This is a genomic window from Ruegeria sp. YTSB088, from assembly GCF_059609825.1.
In genome coordinates this window covers 1-16133 of sequence record NZ_JBXWMM010000001.1, presented here as the reverse complement: position 1 = coordinate 16133, position 16133 = coordinate 1, and the positions used below count along the sequence as shown (strand labels likewise).

Annotated in this window: 14 protein-coding genes and 1 tRNA gene; 9 read left to right on the top strand and 6 right to left on the bottom strand. The window is 57.3% G+C overall.

All coding sequences use genetic code 11. From position 1 onward, the window contains the following. Positions 1 to 112: 112 nt before the first annotated feature. The 4 genes from rpoD to AC2FFA_RS00060 all read right to left on the bottom strand — a co-directional run bounded on the left by rpoD (position 113) and on the right by AC2FFA_RS00060 (position 6088). Positions 113 to 2101: an RNA polymerase sigma factor RpoD gene (rpoD, locus tag AC2FFA_RS00075; RefSeq protein WP_496849242.1), complete on the bottom strand. Its 1989-nt coding sequence runs from the start codon at positions 2099 to 2101 to the stop codon at positions 113 to 115. 116 nt (positions 2102 to 2217) lie between these two features. Beyond that, positions 2218 to 4161, bottom strand: a complete 1944-nt coding sequence (gene dnaG, locus AC2FFA_RS00070; RefSeq protein ID WP_496849241.1) for a DNA primase — start codon at positions 4159 to 4161, stop codon at positions 2218 to 2220. Between the two features lie 80 nt (positions 4162 to 4241). Further along, positions 4242 to 4538 (bottom strand): hypothetical protein, encoded by a 297-nt coding sequence (locus tag AC2FFA_RS00065; RefSeq protein WP_496849239.1) that lies wholly within the window; start codon positions 4536 to 4538, stop codon positions 4242 to 4244. Positions 4539 to 4657: 119 nt separating this feature from the next. Further along, the gene (locus tag AC2FFA_RS00060; RefSeq protein WP_299895907.1) at positions 4658 to 6088 is read right to left on the bottom strand and encodes a Glu/Leu/Phe/Val family dehydrogenase; all 1431 of its coding nucleotides are present in this window, start codon (positions 6086 to 6088) and stop codon (positions 4658 to 4660) included. Positions 6089 to 6423: 335 nt separating this feature from the next. On the opposite strand from AC2FFA_RS00060, the gene AC2FFA_RS00055 reads away from it, so the two are divergent. The 3 genes from AC2FFA_RS00055 to AC2FFA_RS00045 are packed head-to-tail and all read left to right on the top strand — an operon-like array spanning position 6424 to position 9189. Beyond that, a complete protein-coding gene (locus AC2FFA_RS00055) occupies positions 6424 to 8061 on the top strand; it encodes a pilus assembly protein TadG-related protein (RefSeq protein WP_496849237.1) in 1638 nt (545 codons plus the stop codon). Beyond that, on the top strand, positions 8058 to 8588 hold the full coding sequence (locus AC2FFA_RS00050; RefSeq protein WP_209504322.1) for a TadE/TadG family type IV pilus assembly protein: 531 nt from the start codon (positions 8058 to 8060) through the stop codon (positions 8586 to 8588). Before AC2FFA_RS00055 ends, AC2FFA_RS00050 begins: the two co-directional genes overlap by 4 nt. A gap of 4 nt (positions 8589 to 8592) precedes the next feature. Further along, positions 8593 to 9189 carry a TadE/TadG family type IV pilus assembly protein gene (locus AC2FFA_RS00045; RefSeq protein ID WP_209504323.1) on the top strand — a complete coding sequence of 199 codons (597 nt, stop codon included), beginning with the start codon at positions 8593 to 8595 and terminating at the stop codon, positions 9187 to 9189. Here AC2FFA_RS00045 and AC2FFA_RS00040 read toward each other — a convergent pair. Further along, entirely contained in the window at positions 9151 to 9630 is a 480-nt protein-coding gene (locus AC2FFA_RS00040) for a hypothetical protein (protein ID WP_496849235.1), read from the bottom strand. The two genes, AC2FFA_RS00045 and AC2FFA_RS00040, sit on opposite strands and share 39 nt — an antisense overlap. A gap of 157 nt (positions 9631 to 9787) precedes the next feature. Here AC2FFA_RS00040 and AC2FFA_RS00035 point away from each other — a divergent pair, with 157 nt between their 5' ends. Next, positions 9788 to 10699 carry a pirin family protein gene (locus tag AC2FFA_RS00035; protein ID WP_496849233.1) on the top strand — a complete coding sequence of 304 codons (912 nt, stop codon included), beginning with the start codon at positions 9788 to 9790 and terminating at the stop codon, positions 10697 to 10699. A gap of 21 nt (positions 10700 to 10720) precedes the next feature. Here AC2FFA_RS00035 and AC2FFA_RS00030 read toward each other — a convergent pair whose 3' ends face one another. Continuing rightward, positions 10721 to 11308, bottom strand: a complete 588-nt coding sequence (locus AC2FFA_RS00030) for a TetR/AcrR family transcriptional regulator (protein WP_117869430.1) — start codon at positions 11306 to 11308, stop codon at positions 10721 to 10723. 102 nt (positions 11309 to 11410) lie between these two features. Between AC2FFA_RS00030 and AC2FFA_RS00025 the strand changes: the two genes are divergently transcribed. From AC2FFA_RS00025 to AC2FFA_RS00005, 5 genes are all read left to right on the top strand, one after another. Beyond that, a complete protein-coding gene (locus AC2FFA_RS00025) occupies positions 11411 to 11659 on the top strand; it encodes a hypothetical protein (protein WP_496849232.1) in 249 nt (82 codons plus the stop codon). Positions 11660 to 11786: 127 nt separating this feature from the next. Then, entirely contained in the window at positions 11787 to 13073 is a 1287-nt protein-coding gene (locus AC2FFA_RS00020) for a homoserine dehydrogenase (RefSeq protein ID WP_496674950.1), read from the top strand. A gap of 69 nt (positions 13074 to 13142) precedes the next feature. Then, a complete protein-coding gene (glpX, locus tag AC2FFA_RS00015; protein ID WP_117869433.1) occupies positions 13143 to 14126 on the top strand; it encodes a class II fructose-bisphosphatase in 984 nt (327 codons plus the stop codon). Positions 14127 to 14217: 91 nt separating this feature from the next. Next, entirely contained in the window at positions 14218 to 15960 is a 1743-nt protein-coding gene (gene recJ, locus AC2FFA_RS00010) for a single-stranded-DNA-specific exonuclease RecJ (RefSeq protein WP_496849230.1), read from the top strand. Positions 15961 to 16058: 98 nt separating this feature from the next. Next, positions 16059 to 16133: transfer RNA gene (locus tag AC2FFA_RS00005), tRNA-Glu, on the top strand.

Below are 16133 nucleotides of genomic sequence, written 5' to 3'. Positions count from 1 at the left end.
CGATATAGAAAGGCACACCACCCGGACCTTGTGCGTTCTCGCCGATGTGATGTGAGAACCAGCCAATGTGAACAAAATGAAAAAAGGCGCCTCGGTCGAGGCGCCTAAAAGTTTACTGATCCAGGAACGAACGGAGTTTCCGTGAACGGCTGGGGTGTTTCAGCTTCCGCAGCGCTTTCGCTTCGATCTGACGAATACGTTCGCGGGTAACACTGAACTGTTGGCCGACCTCTTCCAGAGTGTGGTCGGTGTTCATGCCGATGCCGAAACGCATCCGCAGAACCCGTTCCTCGCGCGGGGTGAGCGAGGCAAGAACCCGGGTCGTGGTTTCCTTGAGGTTTTCCTGAATGGCACTGTCCAGCGGCAGCACGGCATTCTTGTCCTCAATGAAATCGCCAAGCTGGCTGTCTTCCTCGTCGCCGATGGGCGTTTCCAGCGAAATCGGCTCTTTGGCGATTTTCATCACCTTGCGAACCTTTTCCAGCGGCATTTGCAGCTTTTCCGCCAGTTCTTCAGGCGTCGGTTCACGACCGATCTCGTGCAGCATCTGACGACCGGTCCGGACCAGCTTGTTGATCGTTTCGATCATATGAACCGGAATACGGATCGTGCGGGCCTGATCCGCGATCGAGCGGGTGATCGCCTGCCGGATCCACCAGGTCGCATAGGTCGAAAACTTGTAGCCACGGCGGTATTCGAACTTGTCCACGGCCTTCATCAGGCCAATGTTGCCTTCCTGAATAAGATCAAGGAATTGTAGGCCGCGATTCGTGTATTTTTTGGCAATTGAAATCACCAGACGCAGGTTCGCTTCGACCATTTCCTTCTTGGCCTGACGCGCTTCTTTTTCGCCCTTCTGAACCTGCTGCACGATGCGGCGAAATTCAGAGATATCCAGACCGACATACTGACCAACCTGGGCCATGTCGTTGCGCAGTTCTTCAACCTTGGAGGTTGAACGTTCGATGAACATCTGCCAACCCCGGCCCGGTTTTCCAGCCATCTCGGCCAGCCAGTTCGGATCAAGTTCCCGCCCGCGATAAGCGTCGATGAACTCACGGCGGTTAATGCGCGCCTGATCCGCCAGTTTCACCATCGAGCTGTCTAGCGACATGACGCGACGGTTGATCCCATAAAGCTGGTCAATCAATGCGTCGATACGGTTGTTGTGCAGGTGAAGACCATTCACCAGCTCGACTATCTCGGCCCGCAGCTTCTGATACGTCGCCTCGTCTTTTTCGCTGAAAGTGCCGTCTTCGTTCAGCGTAGCCGAAATCCGGCTGTCCTGCATTTCAGACAGCATCGAGAAGTCGGTCGAGATGCGCTCCAAGGTTGTCAGAACCTGATCCTTCAGCGCCGCTTCCATCGCGGCCAGCGACATGTTGGCCTGATCGTCGTCATCGTCATCGTCGTCGTTGTTCAGCGGGTTGCCATCGGCATCCAGCTCAGGGCCGCTATCCTTGGCCGGCTTGTTCGCCTGCACCGCCGACGTATCAACGACCGGCTCATCAACGTCACCGTCTTCGTCCAACTGGTTGCCGAACGTGGTTTCCAAATCAATGACATCCCGCAGAAGAATGTCTTCGGACAGCAATTCGTCGTGCCAGATTGTGATCGCCTGGAAGGTCAGCGGGCTTTCACACAGGCCGGCAATCATCGTGTTGCGACCGGCTTCGATCCGCTTGGCGATTGCGATCTCGCCCTCGCGGCTCAGCAATTCAACCGAACCCATCTCACGCAGATACATGCGGACGGGGTCGTCCGTGCGGTCCAGCTTTTCTGCGCCTGCACCAGCCAGTGCAACCTCGCGGTTGCTTTCCGCGGCAACCAGTTCGGTCGAGCCTTTGTTCTCTTCTTCTTCGGCCTCTTCATCTTCGATGATGTTGATGCCCATCTCGGACAGCATCGACATAACGTCTTCGATCTGTTCCGAGCTGACCTGATCAGGCGGCAGGACCTGATTGAGCTGGTCGTAGGTGATGTAACCTTTCTCGCGAGCCTCGGCGATCATCTTCTTGACGTTGGCCTGGCTCATGTCCAGCGAGATTTCCTGTTCCTGCTCGTCGGATTTGCGGTCTTCGTTCGTATCCTTGGCGGCCATTCAATGCTCCTGCAGGGATGGGTGATTCGTCTCAGCCGAATCATTAGCGCGTATAAGTGATTCGGCCACCCGTTTACCCGTTTTTCTTTTCCAGTGCCTTACGAAAACACCACTTATCAGCGTTTCCGCTCGAATTTGATACCTGACATGATCGCCGCAAACGCGTCTTTCTCGTCACGATTGATTCGCGCGCCGTTGTCGGCGACGTCGAATACGGCCCGGTCTTCGTTCTGGCTGCGGCTTGTTCGGTTACGCTCTTCGGCGGCTTGCGCCAGCCGATATGTCAGCGCCTCATCAGCCAGATCAGACAGTTCTTCTGCAGCTTCAGCAATCTCGGCATCCAACCCCCGGAGCGCTTTGATTTTCGCGAGTTCCTCGGCCAGTGTCATTTCGGCCTTTTCTACGTCGCCTGGCTTGAACACACAGGGGATAACTGCCACATGGCGAAGCGTCAGCAGGTTTTCAAGGGCGTCAGGTCCCATTGATGCGATAATGTGGTCTTTCAGGTTGTCCGGATCATCGATCGCATGACGCAGAACAGCATCGCGCAATGCTGCGTGGTCAGGATCGTGACACTCCATTTCTTCCAACTGGTGCTCAAATTGAACAACAACCTTGGGATTCAGGATTGAGATCGCCAGAATAGCGGCTTCGCGCAGATGGATGTCCGCGTTTTCCGAAGAGGCCAGAAACGAACTGCGCGCGCCCGGCGTCGCTTTTTGCGGCGGCTGCCATTTGCCGCGCGGTTGCCACTGACGATTTTGCGGTTGTCGTTGTGGGCGGAACAGTTGCCAGCGCAGATCTTTGATTTCCTGCCCGTAATGCGAACGGATCGACGGGTCCCGGATAAGCTTGATCTTGTCGCGCAAGGATTTATCCAAAGCCGCCTTGCGCTCGGGGCTGTCGAAAACCTTGCCTTCGGTCTCGCGCTGCCACAGCAACTTGACCATCGGATTGGCACCATCCAGCACAGCCTTTACGGCCCCTGCCCCTTCGGCGCGCAAAAGATCGTCCGGGTCCTTACCTTCAGGCATCAAAGCAAAACGCAGGGATTTTCCGGCCTCCAGCAGAGGCAGCGCCAGATCAACCGCCCGCATGGCCGCTCGCAGACCTGCGGCATCCCCGTCCAGCGCTATGATCGGCTCATCTGCGATCCGCCAGAGCAGTTGCAACTGGTGTTCCGTAATGGCCGTTCCTAACGGTGCAACCGACGCACCAAAGCCCGCCTCGGCCAGCGCGATCACGTCCATATACCCTTCGGCCACGATCAACGGCTGCCCTTTGCCCGCCGCCTGCCGCGCTGGACCTTGATTGTAAAGGCTGCGCCCCTTGTCGAACAACTCGGTCTCGGGTGAGTTCAGGTATTTCGCGTTGTCATTCGGGTCCATCGCGCGGCCACCGAATGCAATGCAGCGCCCACGCGGATCACGGATCGGGTACATGATCCGATTGCGGAAGGTGTCGTAGGGTTTTTTGCCCTTGTTTGAAGGCTTGGCCAGCCCGGCGCTAAGGATCAGCTCCTCGTCGATGCTCTTGCCGCGCAGGTGATCCCAAAGCGCCTGCCAACCGTTCGGCGCAAACCCGATCTCCCACCGATCCAGCGCCCTTTGATCCAGACCCCGGCGCGACAAGTAATCCCGTGCCTCTGCCCCCGCCGCTGTTTTGAGCTGCAAGCGGAAGAACTGCACGGCCTGCTCCATCACATCGGCAAGCTGACTGCGGCGGTCCTGCTTTTCCTGCGCCTTGGGATCACGCGCAGGCATCGGCATCCCGGCCTCGCGGGCCAATATTTCAACGGCTTCGATGAACGAGACATTCTCAGTCTCTTTCACGAAGCTGATCGCGTCGCCCTTGGCGTGACAGCCGAAGCAGTAATAAAACCCCTTTTGGTCGTCGACATGGAATGAGGCTGTCTTTTCGTGATGAAACGGGCAAGGCGCCCACATGTCACCCTTGCCTTGATTGGATTTGCGCTGATCCCACATCACCTTGCGCCCGACGACCTGAGACAGGCTCAGGCGGGCGCGTAGTTCATCCAGAAATCCGGGGGGCAGTGACATGGGTCAAACCTGACAGAAACGGGAACGCGCGCCAAGGGTATGACGCGCGTTTGTCCACAGGGAAATGATGGTGCTGTGGATTATTGCTGCAAACACAGCTCAAGCCACGCGGCACCCAGATCCTTTTTGCGCACGTCGCGCATCTTTTGTTCGTAGACCCACGGTGTGATCAGCGGGATCGCGGCGTTATAGTTCTCAGGCCATGATGGGCCACTATCTGCAACGGCTTGTGCTACATCACGTTCTTTCACGCGATCCAGCCGGGCCTTTTGTATCGCGGCTACGACATCAGCCTGATACTTGCAGCTTTCTTCCTTTGTTTCCTGTGCGACCAAAGGGGTGGCCAGCAGAGCCGCGACAATGGCTATACGCAACATGGGGGTCTCCGGGATTCGTTTCTCTGAGTGTCTACTATCCGTCAAACTAACGGGCCACCATCGACATTCAAGCCGCAGAACGTTCAGGCGGGGCGAAATGATCATCCCGCCTGTTTGATTCAGAGCCCCTTGGCGCGATAGCTTTTGGCCACGCGGTCGATCGCGACGATATAGGCCGCAGTACGCAGGTCTTCGACATCGTCACGGCTGTGCCACACCTCACGCATCGACTGGTAGGCAATACGCATGGTGTCATCGAGGCCTGAGCGCACCAGTTCAAGCTCATCAGCACCCTTGAGGTATTTGGCCTTGAAGTCTGGCGACATCGACCACGCATCACCCAGATAACGGTCCAGCCGCTCCAACTCGCTGACAATCAGTTCATGCCGCGCCTCTTCCTGGCGACGCTGCATCCGACCGAAACGAATGTGGCTAAGGTTCTTGACCCATTCGAAATAAGATACCGTCACACCGCCCGCGTTGGCATACATATCTGGGATGATGATGGTGCCTTTCTTGCGAAGAACCTCATCCGCGCCAGCAGTGACCGGGCCATTCGCGGCCTCTATGATCAAAGGCGCTTTGATCCGATCAGCGTTGGACAGGTTGATGACAGCTTCTAGGGCTGCCGGGATCAGGATATCGCACTCAGCCTCCAGAACGCTTGCGCCTTCTGCTGAATGTGTCGCGTCCGGGTAATCCTTGACCCCGCCATGCTTGACGATCCACTGCCGAACGGCTTCGACATCGATACCGTCCGGGTTGTACAACGCCCCGTCCCACTCGATGATACCGACAACGCGCGAGCCGTCTTCCTCGCTCAGGAACTTCGCCGCGTGATAGCCCACGTTGCCGAGCCCCTGCACCACGACGCGCTTTCCATCCAGCTTTCCCGACAGGCCAGCCTTCTGGACGTCTTCAGGGTGACGGAAGAACTCGCGCAGAGCATATTGTATGCCACGACCGGTCGCCTCGACCCGCCCCGCGATGCCACCTGCGTTCAATGGCTTACCGGTCACACAGGCACGCGCATTGATATCGGTGGTGTTCATCCGCGCGTATTGGTCGGCCATCCAGGCCATTTCGCGTTCGCCCGTGCCCATGTCGGGCGCCGGAACGTTTTGCGACGGGTTGATCAGATCGCGCTTGGCAAGCTCATAGGCAAAGCGTCGCGTTATCTGTTCCAGCTCGTGCTCTTCGTATTTCCGCGGATCGATGCAAAGCCCACCTTTCGAACCGCCGAACGGTGTTTCGACAAGAGCACATTTGTAGGTCATCAGCGCAGCCAGAGCTTCGACCTCATCCTGATTCACCGCGGTAGCGTAGCGAATGCCGCCTTTGACCGGCTCCATATGTTCGGAATGGACAGACCTGTACCCGGTGAAGGTGTGGATCTCGCCGCGCAGGCGCACACCAAACCGAACGGTGTAGGTCGCGTTACAAACCCGGATTTTCTGCTCCAGCCCCGGCGGCAGTTCCATCAGGGCTGCCGCCCTGTTGAACATCAGGTCAACACTTTCGCGAAAGCTTGGTTCTTGGATGCCGGTCATAAAATCCTCCGTACCGCTGGATGACGAAACGTCATGACGTTTTGTCGCACCACTCAACGCTGGCTGCAATCAAACAATGCACTTTTTTTCATCACCTTCTTAATAGCAACTTAAGCACCTGATAGTGAGTCGCCCAATCCGGTCAATCGCTTAACGGATTGTCTTCATTTCATCGACAGACCGGGGGGAATCGCGAAAATTATACCCCTTGAGTGCGCAAAAAGGCCGAAACCAAGCCTTTTTCGCCCAATTCACGCCACGTTTGAAAATTAACTTTGTCCCAAATCTCTTTTTCTTTGACGCACGAATTCGACGTGTGAGGCGGAGTAACCAGAATGCTAAATTCCTTGCTTTGTAACGACGGCTCGAAACCGAAGCGCAAAACGTTCAAGTTAGAGCAGTTCGCTCGGAACGAAGATGGCGTCTTCACTATTTTCGTATTGTTTATGGTGGTCCTGATGCTGGCAATTACCGGCATGGCCATGGATGTCATGAAGTATGAGCGTGACCGCGCCAGCCTGCAATCCACTCTGGACCGCGCTGTGCTTGCTGCCGCTGACCTTGACCAGGATCTTCCTGCCAAGGCGGTTGTCGATTCTTACATGGACAAGGCCGGGCTGGGCAATCTGAACGCCATTACGACGGTTGTTGAAGGTTTCGGCTCCAAAAAAGTAAGTGCTACAGCCGAAGCGGTTGTTCCGACCCGCTATCTGAGGTTCGGCAAAGTCACTGAACTGGGCCTTGTTGCCAGCAGTGCGGCTGAAGAATCCATTGGCGCCGTAGAAATCTCGTTGGTTCTCGACATTTCCGGCTCTATGTCGCGCTCGTCTGCCACGCCATCGAAGACAAAAATCGCAGTGTTGAGAGAAGCTGCGTCGGAATTTGTAAGGCTCATGCTGGACAAACCTGACGAAACACAGATTTCAATCTCGATTGTTCCTTATGCAACGCAGGTCAACGCGGGTGCGCCAATCCTGGACAAGTTCACAAATGTCACTCAGGAGCACAGCTATTCGCACTGCGTAAACTTCATTCCGGAACAGTACAGCGATTCTGATCTGGAACGCGATGACACGTTGGAGCGCACCGCCCATTTCGATCCTTTCACCTATTCTGAAGGGTCAATCGACCTGCCCGTTTGTCCGGTCCGCGCAGGAAGTGCAATCACCCCTGTCACCGACAATATGAACAAACTGCTTGCTCAGATTGCGTCCCTCACCCCCGGTGGGAACACGTCGATCGATATTGGGATGAAGTGGGGTACTGCCCTGCTGGACCCGAGCATGCGCGGAATTGTTCGCGACCTGTCGCTGGAACAGGATCCGTCCTATGCAGGTACAACAATTGTGCCATCAAAATTCTCGGTCCGCCCGTCGAACTATGGCACCGACGTCCTGAAGATCGCCATTGTTATGACCGATGGTCAAAACACCGATCAATACATGCTTAACCCATCGCTGCGCGAAGGCATGTCAGATGTCTGGTACAACTCGGAAGCCGGAGAATACACTGTGTATCATTCTCAGGGTCGTCCGAATTTCTTTTGGCCTCAGCAGGGCGTTTGGGCAGATCACCCCTACGGAAATCCGGAACCCGAGACACATCTGAACGAAGAACTCGGAACAGCGGTTCGGCTGACATATCCTGAACTCTTCAATCGAATTTCTTTGGCCTCGAATGCACGCGACAACTATTACTGGCAGTCCAGCGGGTGGGCGGAATGGTATTCCAAGGCCTATGCGAAAGTCGAAACGTCGGCCAAGAACCAGCGCACCAAGCACGTTTGTGACGCGGCCAAGGATCAGGGTATCATCGTTTACGGCATTGCATTCGAGGCGCCCAGAAGTGGGTACAGGACCCTGAAAGACTGTGCCAGCTCTGACAGCCACGTCTATGACGTAAGTGGCCTGAACCTTGAGAAAGCCTTTGAATCCATCGCATCTTCGATCCGCAAACTGAGGCTAACCCAATGATCAGCAGAAAGCTGTCGCATCTCCGCCTGTTTCGGCAATCTGAGGCAGGCAATGCGACAATCGAGTTCATCATGCTCGTACCCTTCTTCCTGGCGCTTCTCGTGGCAGGAGCCGAGCTTTCTATCATCACAATGCGACATGCTGCTTTGGAGCGTGGGGTTGATCTGATCGTAAGGGATATTCGCCTGGGCACCGGTACGAACTGGGATCACGACGTGATCAGAGATCGGATTTGCGATGTTTCCGGCATCCAGGATTGTACGGGGAACCTGCGGCTGCAAATGATTAAACAGGACGCGTTCGCTGGAATCGTGCTTTCGGACAACGTCCCCTGCACGGACAGTTCCGAAGATCCCAAACCGGTTCTGGATTTCAAAAGCGGCCAATCCAATGAGTTGATGATCCTGCGGGCCTGTTTGCGCATAGATCCGGTTCTTGAGACCTCAGCCATTGCCAAGCTTGTCCCGGACGCTACCGGCCACTACGCGGTGACCGCGACGACAGCATTCGTACAGGAGCCACTGTAAGATCATGTCTGTACTCCAAATCCTGAAAAATCGCGTCAAAGTCTTCAAAAAAGACGAAAGCGGCATTCTGACCGTTGAAGCCCTCATGATTTTTCCACTGATGCTGTGGACGATCACGTTCACGTTCACTGCATTTGAGGGGTTTCGTCAAAGCGCCTCCAATCTGAAGGCTGCTTATACGATCAGCGACCTGATTTCGCGTGAAACGCAGGCCGTGACCGATGTGTATATCGACTCGCTGCACGATTTGGCAGGAAAGATGGTCAATAACCGGTCAGATGTGAAAATGCGGGTCTCGCTGATTGTTTACGATGAGGACGATGATCGCCACTACGTTCGCTGGTCGACTGTACGCGGCTTTGACAATGAGTGGGACGACGACAAGATCGGAGAAATCGAAGACCGCTTGCCACCGATGCCCAATCAGGACACCGTTATTCTGGTTGAAACGTCCAATGAATACATCCCCACGTTCCGACCGGGCTGGGATTTTGCGACAGGTATCACCTTTGAGAACTTCATCTTTACCCGTCCCCGCTTTACAAACGAAGTTGCTTGTAACTTAACCCAGACCCCGTTCGTCTGCACAAATAGCGGATAGAATTTCGGACATGAACTTGGCTTCGGCGGCAGATGTCATGCCGCCCACGCCAACTCGGTGACCAACCCGCCACCACAATCCCGGAGCCCAGCGGTTCGCCGCCTTGTTTCGCGTACGGACCAGAAAGCCGTTTGACGGTTTGAACGCGAACACACCACGATCTACCGTTTCAATATCGGCCACTTCCGCGATGATCTGACCCGATCCCGTTCGCAACTCGGTCCGCGTCAGTTCGATACGGTCTTCTGTGGCGCGCCAGACGCGAAGCGCCAGCCAAAGCGATGCACCGCCAACGACAAACAGAAACACCTGCCAAACCGGTTCGGGTGGCGATGCCAGCGCGACGTAGGTAACCAGCATTCCAACCGTTGTCAGCATCCCTACCCCGGTCCATCGTCTGGGGGATGAGGCCTGAATCGTTGCCAACACGTCGTCCTGCATGGATGTCTCCTGTCTGATCCGCTTCGACTTAGCGATTTTCCAGGGGAAACAACAGGGCTTTGGTTGCGCAGCAAATTTGCACAGCTCCGGTTAATTGACGCTGATTGACCGCATTCACGCAGGGGTTACATGCTGATCAAACGAACCGGAGGCGAATATGTCCCTTAGACCTACACTGGAAACACGCAGGGCCACCCCGACGATGGAAGGGGCCGGCGTGAAACTTCACCGCGCATTCGGGTTTCAGGACCCGTCCGAACTTGATCCTTTCCTGCTGTTCGACGACTTCAGGAACGACCGGCCGCAGGACTATCAGGCCGGTTTTCCCTGGCATCCGCATCGCGGAATCGAGACGATCACCTATGTTCTGGCCGGATCGGTCGAGCATTCGGATTCGCTGGGCAACACCGGCACTTTGGGCGCGGGCGACGTGCAGTGGATGACGGCGGGGTCCGGCATCCTGCATCAGGAAATGCCGCAGGGAAACACCTCGGGGCAGATGCACGGGTTTCAACTTTGGGGCAACCTGCCTTCGGATCAGAAGATGACTGCCCCGCGCTATCAGGATGTTCAAAGCAAGGACATCCCCGAAGTCACTGATGACGACGGCACGACCGTTCGGGTGATTGTCGGCGATTTCTGGGGCAAGACCGGCCCCGTGGATGGCATCGCGGCAGATCCACAATATCTGGACATCTCGGTCCCCGCAGGTTTGAAAAAGACCTTCCGCATAGACAGTTACCGTCGTGCCTTTGCCTATGTGTTTCAAGGTCAGGCAGCCTTTGCAGATGCATCACAACCGTCCGGTGTGCTGCTGGAGAAAGAGGTCGCCGGGCAAGAGATGAATATCCGGGATATGTCGGGCGACCGCACGCTTGTCCGTTTCGGGACAGGGGACGAAATCACCGTTCAGGCTGGCCCCGAAGGCGTGCGGTTTCTGCTGATCTCGGGGGCTCCGATCAATGAACCCGTCGCCTGGCATGGCCCGATCGTGATGAACACGCGGGCCGAACTTGAACAAGCCTTTCGGGACCTGCGCAACGGGACCTTCATTCGCCCTGCGCACTGACACTGTGACGGTCTGGCCGTGTCAGGCCGTCACCGCCTTATGCACCATGTTCCAATAGATCTGTTCAACCTCGTCCAGTGACAGCCGCCCTCCGGACCTGTACCAGGTCATCACACCGTTCAACATGGCAATCACCGCCAGCGTGGCGATCTTGGTGTCCGGTATTGCAAACTGACCAGCCTGTTGGCCAGAGTGAAGGATGTCTTCCAACGCGTTTTCGTACTGACGCCGAAGGTCTTCGATTTCGGCGAAGTTTTCGGGTGAGAGGTTGCGCAGTTCCATATAGGCGATGAACACCTCGTCAGGGCGTTGCAGATGGAAACGAATGTGAAAGCCAACAAATCGGCGCAACGCTTGCTGACAGTCATCGCAGCGCTCCAGCGCGTTGAGCGCTGAAAGCAGCTCCTGCATATGTTCCCGCATTAACCGATACAGCAAACTCTGCTTGTCCGGCGTGTAATTGTACAACGCCCCCGCTTGAACGCCGACCTCTTTCGCGATCTGTCGCATCGAGACCGCTGCATAGCCGTGGCGGGCAAACAGGTTCAGGGCCGCCTTTCGGATGCGCGGGCCTGTAATATCAGAGTGGGAGCCTTGAGTACGTGCCATGCGCCCACAGTATCTGAACAAATGTTCATATAGAACCCCGCTTGATCGACGTCAGTAAAAGGTGCATCACGAAAGGACGAGCGAAACCGAAAAGCGTGCCACATGAAACTGCTGCCTGTTCTGCCTATTATTCTTGTGTTTGCCGGGTGTTCAGACTTTCCCGAACTTGAAGGAAGTGAACCGGCCTCGGTCAAATCGGCCCCCTACCCGCGTCTTGTCCCGTTGCAGGAAACTTTGGGGCCTTCTATTGACCCCATCAGCCAGGCCGCAGAGGTGGAAGAAGACCTGACGCAGCGCAGCGAGGCGCTGGCTAAAAAGGCCCAGGCGCTGCAAAACGCGCAAACCAACTAAAGCGCGACATTTCATGCCTACAATCCCCCGGTGACGGATTGCACCCTTGGCCTGAACCCGATAAGGCAGCGCTGATCGGGCGGGCGTCCGAATTCAGATAAGTTTCGAGCGAAAAGGAACCCACGAAATGACACAGGCACTGCGGCTGGGAATTGCGGGCTTGGGAACTGTCGGCGTGGGTGTCGTCAAGATTGTCCGCCGCCATGCAGAGTTGCTGAAGACACGCACGGGCCGATCGATTGAAATCGTGGCCGTATCTGCACGGGATCCAAACAAAGATCGTGGCGTGAACCTGTCAGATTATGCGTGGGAAACCGACCCGGTTGCGCTGGCAAAACGCGACGATATCGATGTCTATGTCGAACTGATGGGCGGCGAAAACGGCCCTGCCAAAGCCTCGGTCGAAGCCGCGCTGGCCAGCGGTAAAGATGTCGTGACCGCCAACAAGGCGTTGCTGGCTATTCACGGGCAGGAACTGGCCGAACAGGCCGAAGCCGCAGGTCGCGTCATCCGGTTTGAGGCCGCAGTCGCGGGCGGTATCCCCGTAATCAAATCCCTGACCGAAGGGCTGGCCGGAAACGAGATCACGCGTGTGATGGGCGTGATGAACGGCACCTGCAACTACATTCTGACCCGGATGCAATCGCAGCGTCAGGGCTATAACGCCCTGTTCGACGAATGCGCCGAACTTGGGTATCTTGAGGCCGACCCCAATCTGGATGTCGGTGGCATCGACGCCGCGCACAAACTGGCTTTGCTGGCCTCGATTGCTTTTGGCACCAAGCCGAATTTCGACGGGATCGAAATCGAAGGCATTCAGCAAATCAGCCTCGACGATATCGACCAGGCCGAGGATATGGGCTTCCGCATCAAGCTGCTGGGCGTGGCACAGCGCACTGCGCGCGGGCTGGAGCAGCGCATGCAGCCTTGCCTTGTGCCCAGCGACTCGCCGTTGGGTCAATTAGAAGGCGGCACCAACATGGTGGTGATCGAAGGCGACGCGGTGGAACAGGTTGTTCTGCGTGGCCCGGGTGCAGGCGAAGGCCCGACCGCCAGCGCCGTAATGGGCGACGTCTGCGATCTGGCACGTGGGTTGCAAATCCCGACCTTTGGTCGACCGGCCAATTCGCTGGAAACCGCGGCCCCCGCTGTCACCGGTCTGCCGGCGCCTTATTATCTGCGGCTGGGCCTGTTGGACAAACCCGGTGCTCTGGCCAAGGTTGCAGCCATTCTGGGCGATGCGGGTGTCTCGATTGACCGGATGCGCCAGTATGCCCATGCCGAAAGCACAGCGCCTGTGTTGATCGTTACCCACAAAACCACCCGCGCCGCGCTGGACGTCGCGCTGGACCGGTTCCGGGAAACGGATGTGGTAGCTGGCGACCCCGTCGCTTTGCGGATTGAAGAGGTTTGAACTTGCGGCCTGCATGAAACGCAAGCTATGCCGATAGAAACGGCTTTAATGACCAGAGGATACTGAACAATGAGTGCTGCCAAAACCGATTTCAACGACCGCCTGCTGTCTCTGGGGCTGGCAAGGGTGGCAGAACAGGCTGCGCTGGCCTCGGCTTTTCTGGTGGGGCGTGGTGACGAGAAGGCCGCCGACCAGGCCGCCGTAAATGCGATGCGCGAACAGCTGAACATGCTGGACATTGCTGGCGTCGTGGTGATCGGTGAAGGTGAACGCGACGAAGCTCCGATGCTTTATATCGGCGAAGAAGTCGGCACCGGAAACGGCCCTGGCGTGGACATCGCGCTGGACCCGCTGGAAGGCACAACGCTGACCGCCAAGGATATGCCCAACGCACTGACCGTGATTGCAATGGGTCCTCGCGGTTCCATGCTGCACGCGCCGGACGTTTACATGGACAAGCTGGCCGTTGGTCCGGGCCTGCCCGAGGGTGTCGTCAATCTGGACATGTCTCCGCGTGAACGCGTTGAGGCACTGGCCAAGGCCAAAGGCTGCAAACCGGCCGACATCACCGTCTGTATTCTGGAACGTCCCCGTCACGAGGCGATGATTGCCGAAGTACGCGAAACCGGAGCCTCGATCCGCCTGATCACCGATGGTGACGTGGCGGGCGTCATGCATTGCGCTGAAAGCGAAGTGACCGGCATCGACATGTATATGGGCCAGGGTGGCGCGCCCGAGGGGGTGTTGGCTGCTGCTGCGCTGAAATGCATGGGCGGTCAGATCTTTGGTCGCCTGTTGTTCCGCAATGATGACGAACGGGGCCGTGCTGCCAAGGCCGGCATCACTGATCTGGACCGGGTATATTCGCGCGATGAGATGGTGACTGCGGATGTGATCTTTGCCGCTACAGGCGTAACCGGCGGCTCTCTGTTGCCGCGCATCAAGCGCGAGCCGGGTTGGGTGGAAACCACGACGCTGCTGATGCGGTCAAAGACCGGGTCCGTGCGCCGCATGTCGTATCGTACTCCCACTTGGCCGCACGATAACGCTTAACGGCTTGCGCCGTTGCCTTCGGCCTGCATAACTTGAAGAAACGAAAAGGCCGGGTCCGCGAGGGTCCGGCCTTGGCACATAAGAGGCATGGATGAGTTTTCTTGGGGTTGAGCAATCATTTACAGGTCGGCGCTGGGTTGGCCCGGGAGCCGAGGTGGAACGGGCTGCCGAGATGATGGCGCAACAGACCGACCTGCCTCGTGCGGTATGTCAGGTTCTGGCCCGTCGTGGCGTGCCGGTCATGGAGGCGCGCGGCTTCCTGGATCCAAAACTCAAGGAACTGCTGCCCGATCCTCGCGACATGAAAGACATGGAAGCGGCGGCGACACGCTTCCTGGACACCGTGCGTCGTCGCGAGAAGATCGCGGTGTTCGCAGATTACGATGTTGACGGCGGCAGTTCTGCCGCGCTGCTGCTGGTTTGGCTTCGGCAGATGGGATTGCAGGCGACCCTTTATGTGCCGGATCGGATTGATGAGGGATATGGTCCCAATGCCCCGGCAATGCGAGAGCTGGCAGCCAGCCACGATCTGATCATTTGCGTCGATTGCGGCACCCTCAGCCATGAACCGATTGCCGCAGCCAAGGGTGCGGATGTAATTGTGCTGGATCATCACCTTGGCGGCGAAACCCTGCCGGACTGCGTTGCCGTCGTGAATCCCAACCGGCAGGATGAAAGCGGTGATCTGGGCTATTTCTGCGCGGCGGGTGTCGTGTTTCTGATGTTGGTCGAAGCTGGGCGCCAATTGCGCGAGGCGGGCGCAAAGGGGCCTGACCTGATGTCGATGCTGGACCTGGTGGCCCTGGCAACCGTGGCTGACGTCGCGCCTCTGATCAGTGCCAATCGCGCCCTTGTTCGACAAGGCCTGAAAGTGATGGCGCAAAGGCAACGCCCCGGACTTGTCGCATTGTCCGATGTCTCACGCATGGATACGGCGCCTAACAGCTATCACCTAGGTTTTCTGCTTGGTCCCCGCGTTAACGCGGGCGGTCGCATCGGACAGGCCGATCTGGGTGCCCGCCTGCTGAGCACGGATTCCCTGCCCGAGGCACAGGCCCTGTCCGAACGGCTGGACGCGTTGAACACAGAACGCCGGGACATTGAAAATGCCGTACGCGCTGCAGCAATGGAACAGGCCGAAGGCCGCGGTCTCGACGCGCCACTGGTCTGGGCAGCCGGTGAAGGCTGGCACCCCGGTGTGGTGGGCATCGTGGCGTCTCGATTGAAGGAAACCGCCAACCGTCCGGCCATTGTGATCGGTTTTCACGGTGATGAGGGCAAAGGCTCGGGCCGCTCGGTCTCGGGTGTGGATTTAGGGGCGTCGATCCAGCGGCTCGCGGCTGAAGGGTTGCTGGTCAAGGGTGGCGGCCACAAGATGGCCGCTGGACTTACCGTCATGCGCGACAAACTGGAACCTGCCATGGAACGTCTCAGTGAATTGCTGGCAAAACAAGGCGCAGGTCAGGGCGGCCCGGCGGATATGAAGCTGGACGGTGCCCTTATGCCGGGTGCGGCGACAGTGGAACTGGTCGAACAGATCGAACAGGCCGGACCCTTTGGTGCCGGAGCCCCCGCCCCGCGATACGCGCTTCCGGATCTCCAGGTGCGTTTTGCCAAACGTGTGGGGGAAACGCATCTGAAGCTGTCGTTGTCCGATGGCATGGGCGGCGGGCTGGATGCGATTGCCTTTGGTGCCTTTGACGGTCCGATGGGCGAGAAATTGTCAAATCATGGTGGCGCACGCTTTCATTTTGCAGGCCGACTTGAGGTGAACACCTGGGGTGGACGCCAATCTGTGCAACTCAGGCTCGAGGACGCGGCAGAGGCAAATTGACGTCTCGCCCAGATAGGCCAAAAAACTTTCAACTCCCTGCGTTTTTCGGCTTGCGGGGGTCACAGTGAAACCGTAAAAGGCCCTCCACAAGCCAGCGTGGCCCGTTCGTCTATCGGTTAGGACGCCAGGTTTTCAACCTGGAAAGAGGGGTTCGATTCCCCTACGGGCTACCA

Excerpts from the sequence above, each read along its gene's own strand:
- rpoD (WP_496849242.1), bottom strand. The coding sequence starts at position 2,101 with ATGGCCGCCAAGGATACGAACGAAGACCGCAAATCCGACGAGCAGGAA.
- dnaG (WP_496849241.1), bottom strand. The coding sequence starts at position 4,161 with ATGTCACTGCCCCCCGGATTTCTGGATGAACTACGCGCCCGCCTGAGC.
- AC2FFA_RS00065 (WP_496849239.1), bottom strand. The coding sequence starts at position 4,538 with ATGTTGCGTATAGCCATTGTCGCGGCTCTGCTGGCCACCCCTTTGGTC.
- AC2FFA_RS00060 (WP_299895907.1), bottom strand. The coding sequence starts at position 6,088 with ATGACCGGCATCCAAGAACCAAGCTTTCGCGAAAGTGTTGACCTGATG.
- AC2FFA_RS00055 (WP_496849237.1), top strand. The coding sequence starts at position 6,424 with ATGCTAAATTCCTTGCTTTGTAACGACGGCTCGAAACCGAAGCGCAAA.
- AC2FFA_RS00050 (WP_209504322.1), top strand. The coding sequence starts at position 8,058 with ATGATCAGCAGAAAGCTGTCGCATCTCCGCCTGTTTCGGCAATCTGAG.
- AC2FFA_RS00045 (WP_209504323.1), top strand. The coding sequence starts at position 8,593 with ATGTCTGTACTCCAAATCCTGAAAAATCGCGTCAAAGTCTTCAAAAAA.
- AC2FFA_RS00040 (WP_496849235.1), bottom strand. The coding sequence starts at position 9,630 with ATGCAGGACGACGTGTTGGCAACGATTCAGGCCTCATCCCCCAGACGA.
- AC2FFA_RS00035 (WP_496849233.1), top strand. The coding sequence starts at position 9,788 with ATGTCCCTTAGACCTACACTGGAAACACGCAGGGCCACCCCGACGATG.
- AC2FFA_RS00030 (WP_117869430.1), bottom strand. The coding sequence starts at position 11,308 with ATGGCACGTACTCAAGGCTCCCACTCTGATATTACAGGCCCGCGCATC.
- AC2FFA_RS00025 (WP_496849232.1), top strand. The coding sequence starts at position 11,411 with ATGAAACTGCTGCCTGTTCTGCCTATTATTCTTGTGTTTGCCGGGTGT.
- AC2FFA_RS00020 (WP_496674950.1), top strand. The coding sequence starts at position 11,787 with ATGACACAGGCACTGCGGCTGGGAATTGCGGGCTTGGGAACTGTCGGC.
- glpX (WP_117869433.1), top strand. The coding sequence starts at position 13,143 with ATGAGTGCTGCCAAAACCGATTTCAACGACCGCCTGCTGTCTCTGGGG.
- recJ (WP_496849230.1), top strand. The coding sequence starts at position 14,218 with ATGAGTTTTCTTGGGGTTGAGCAATCATTTACAGGTCGGCGCTGGGTT.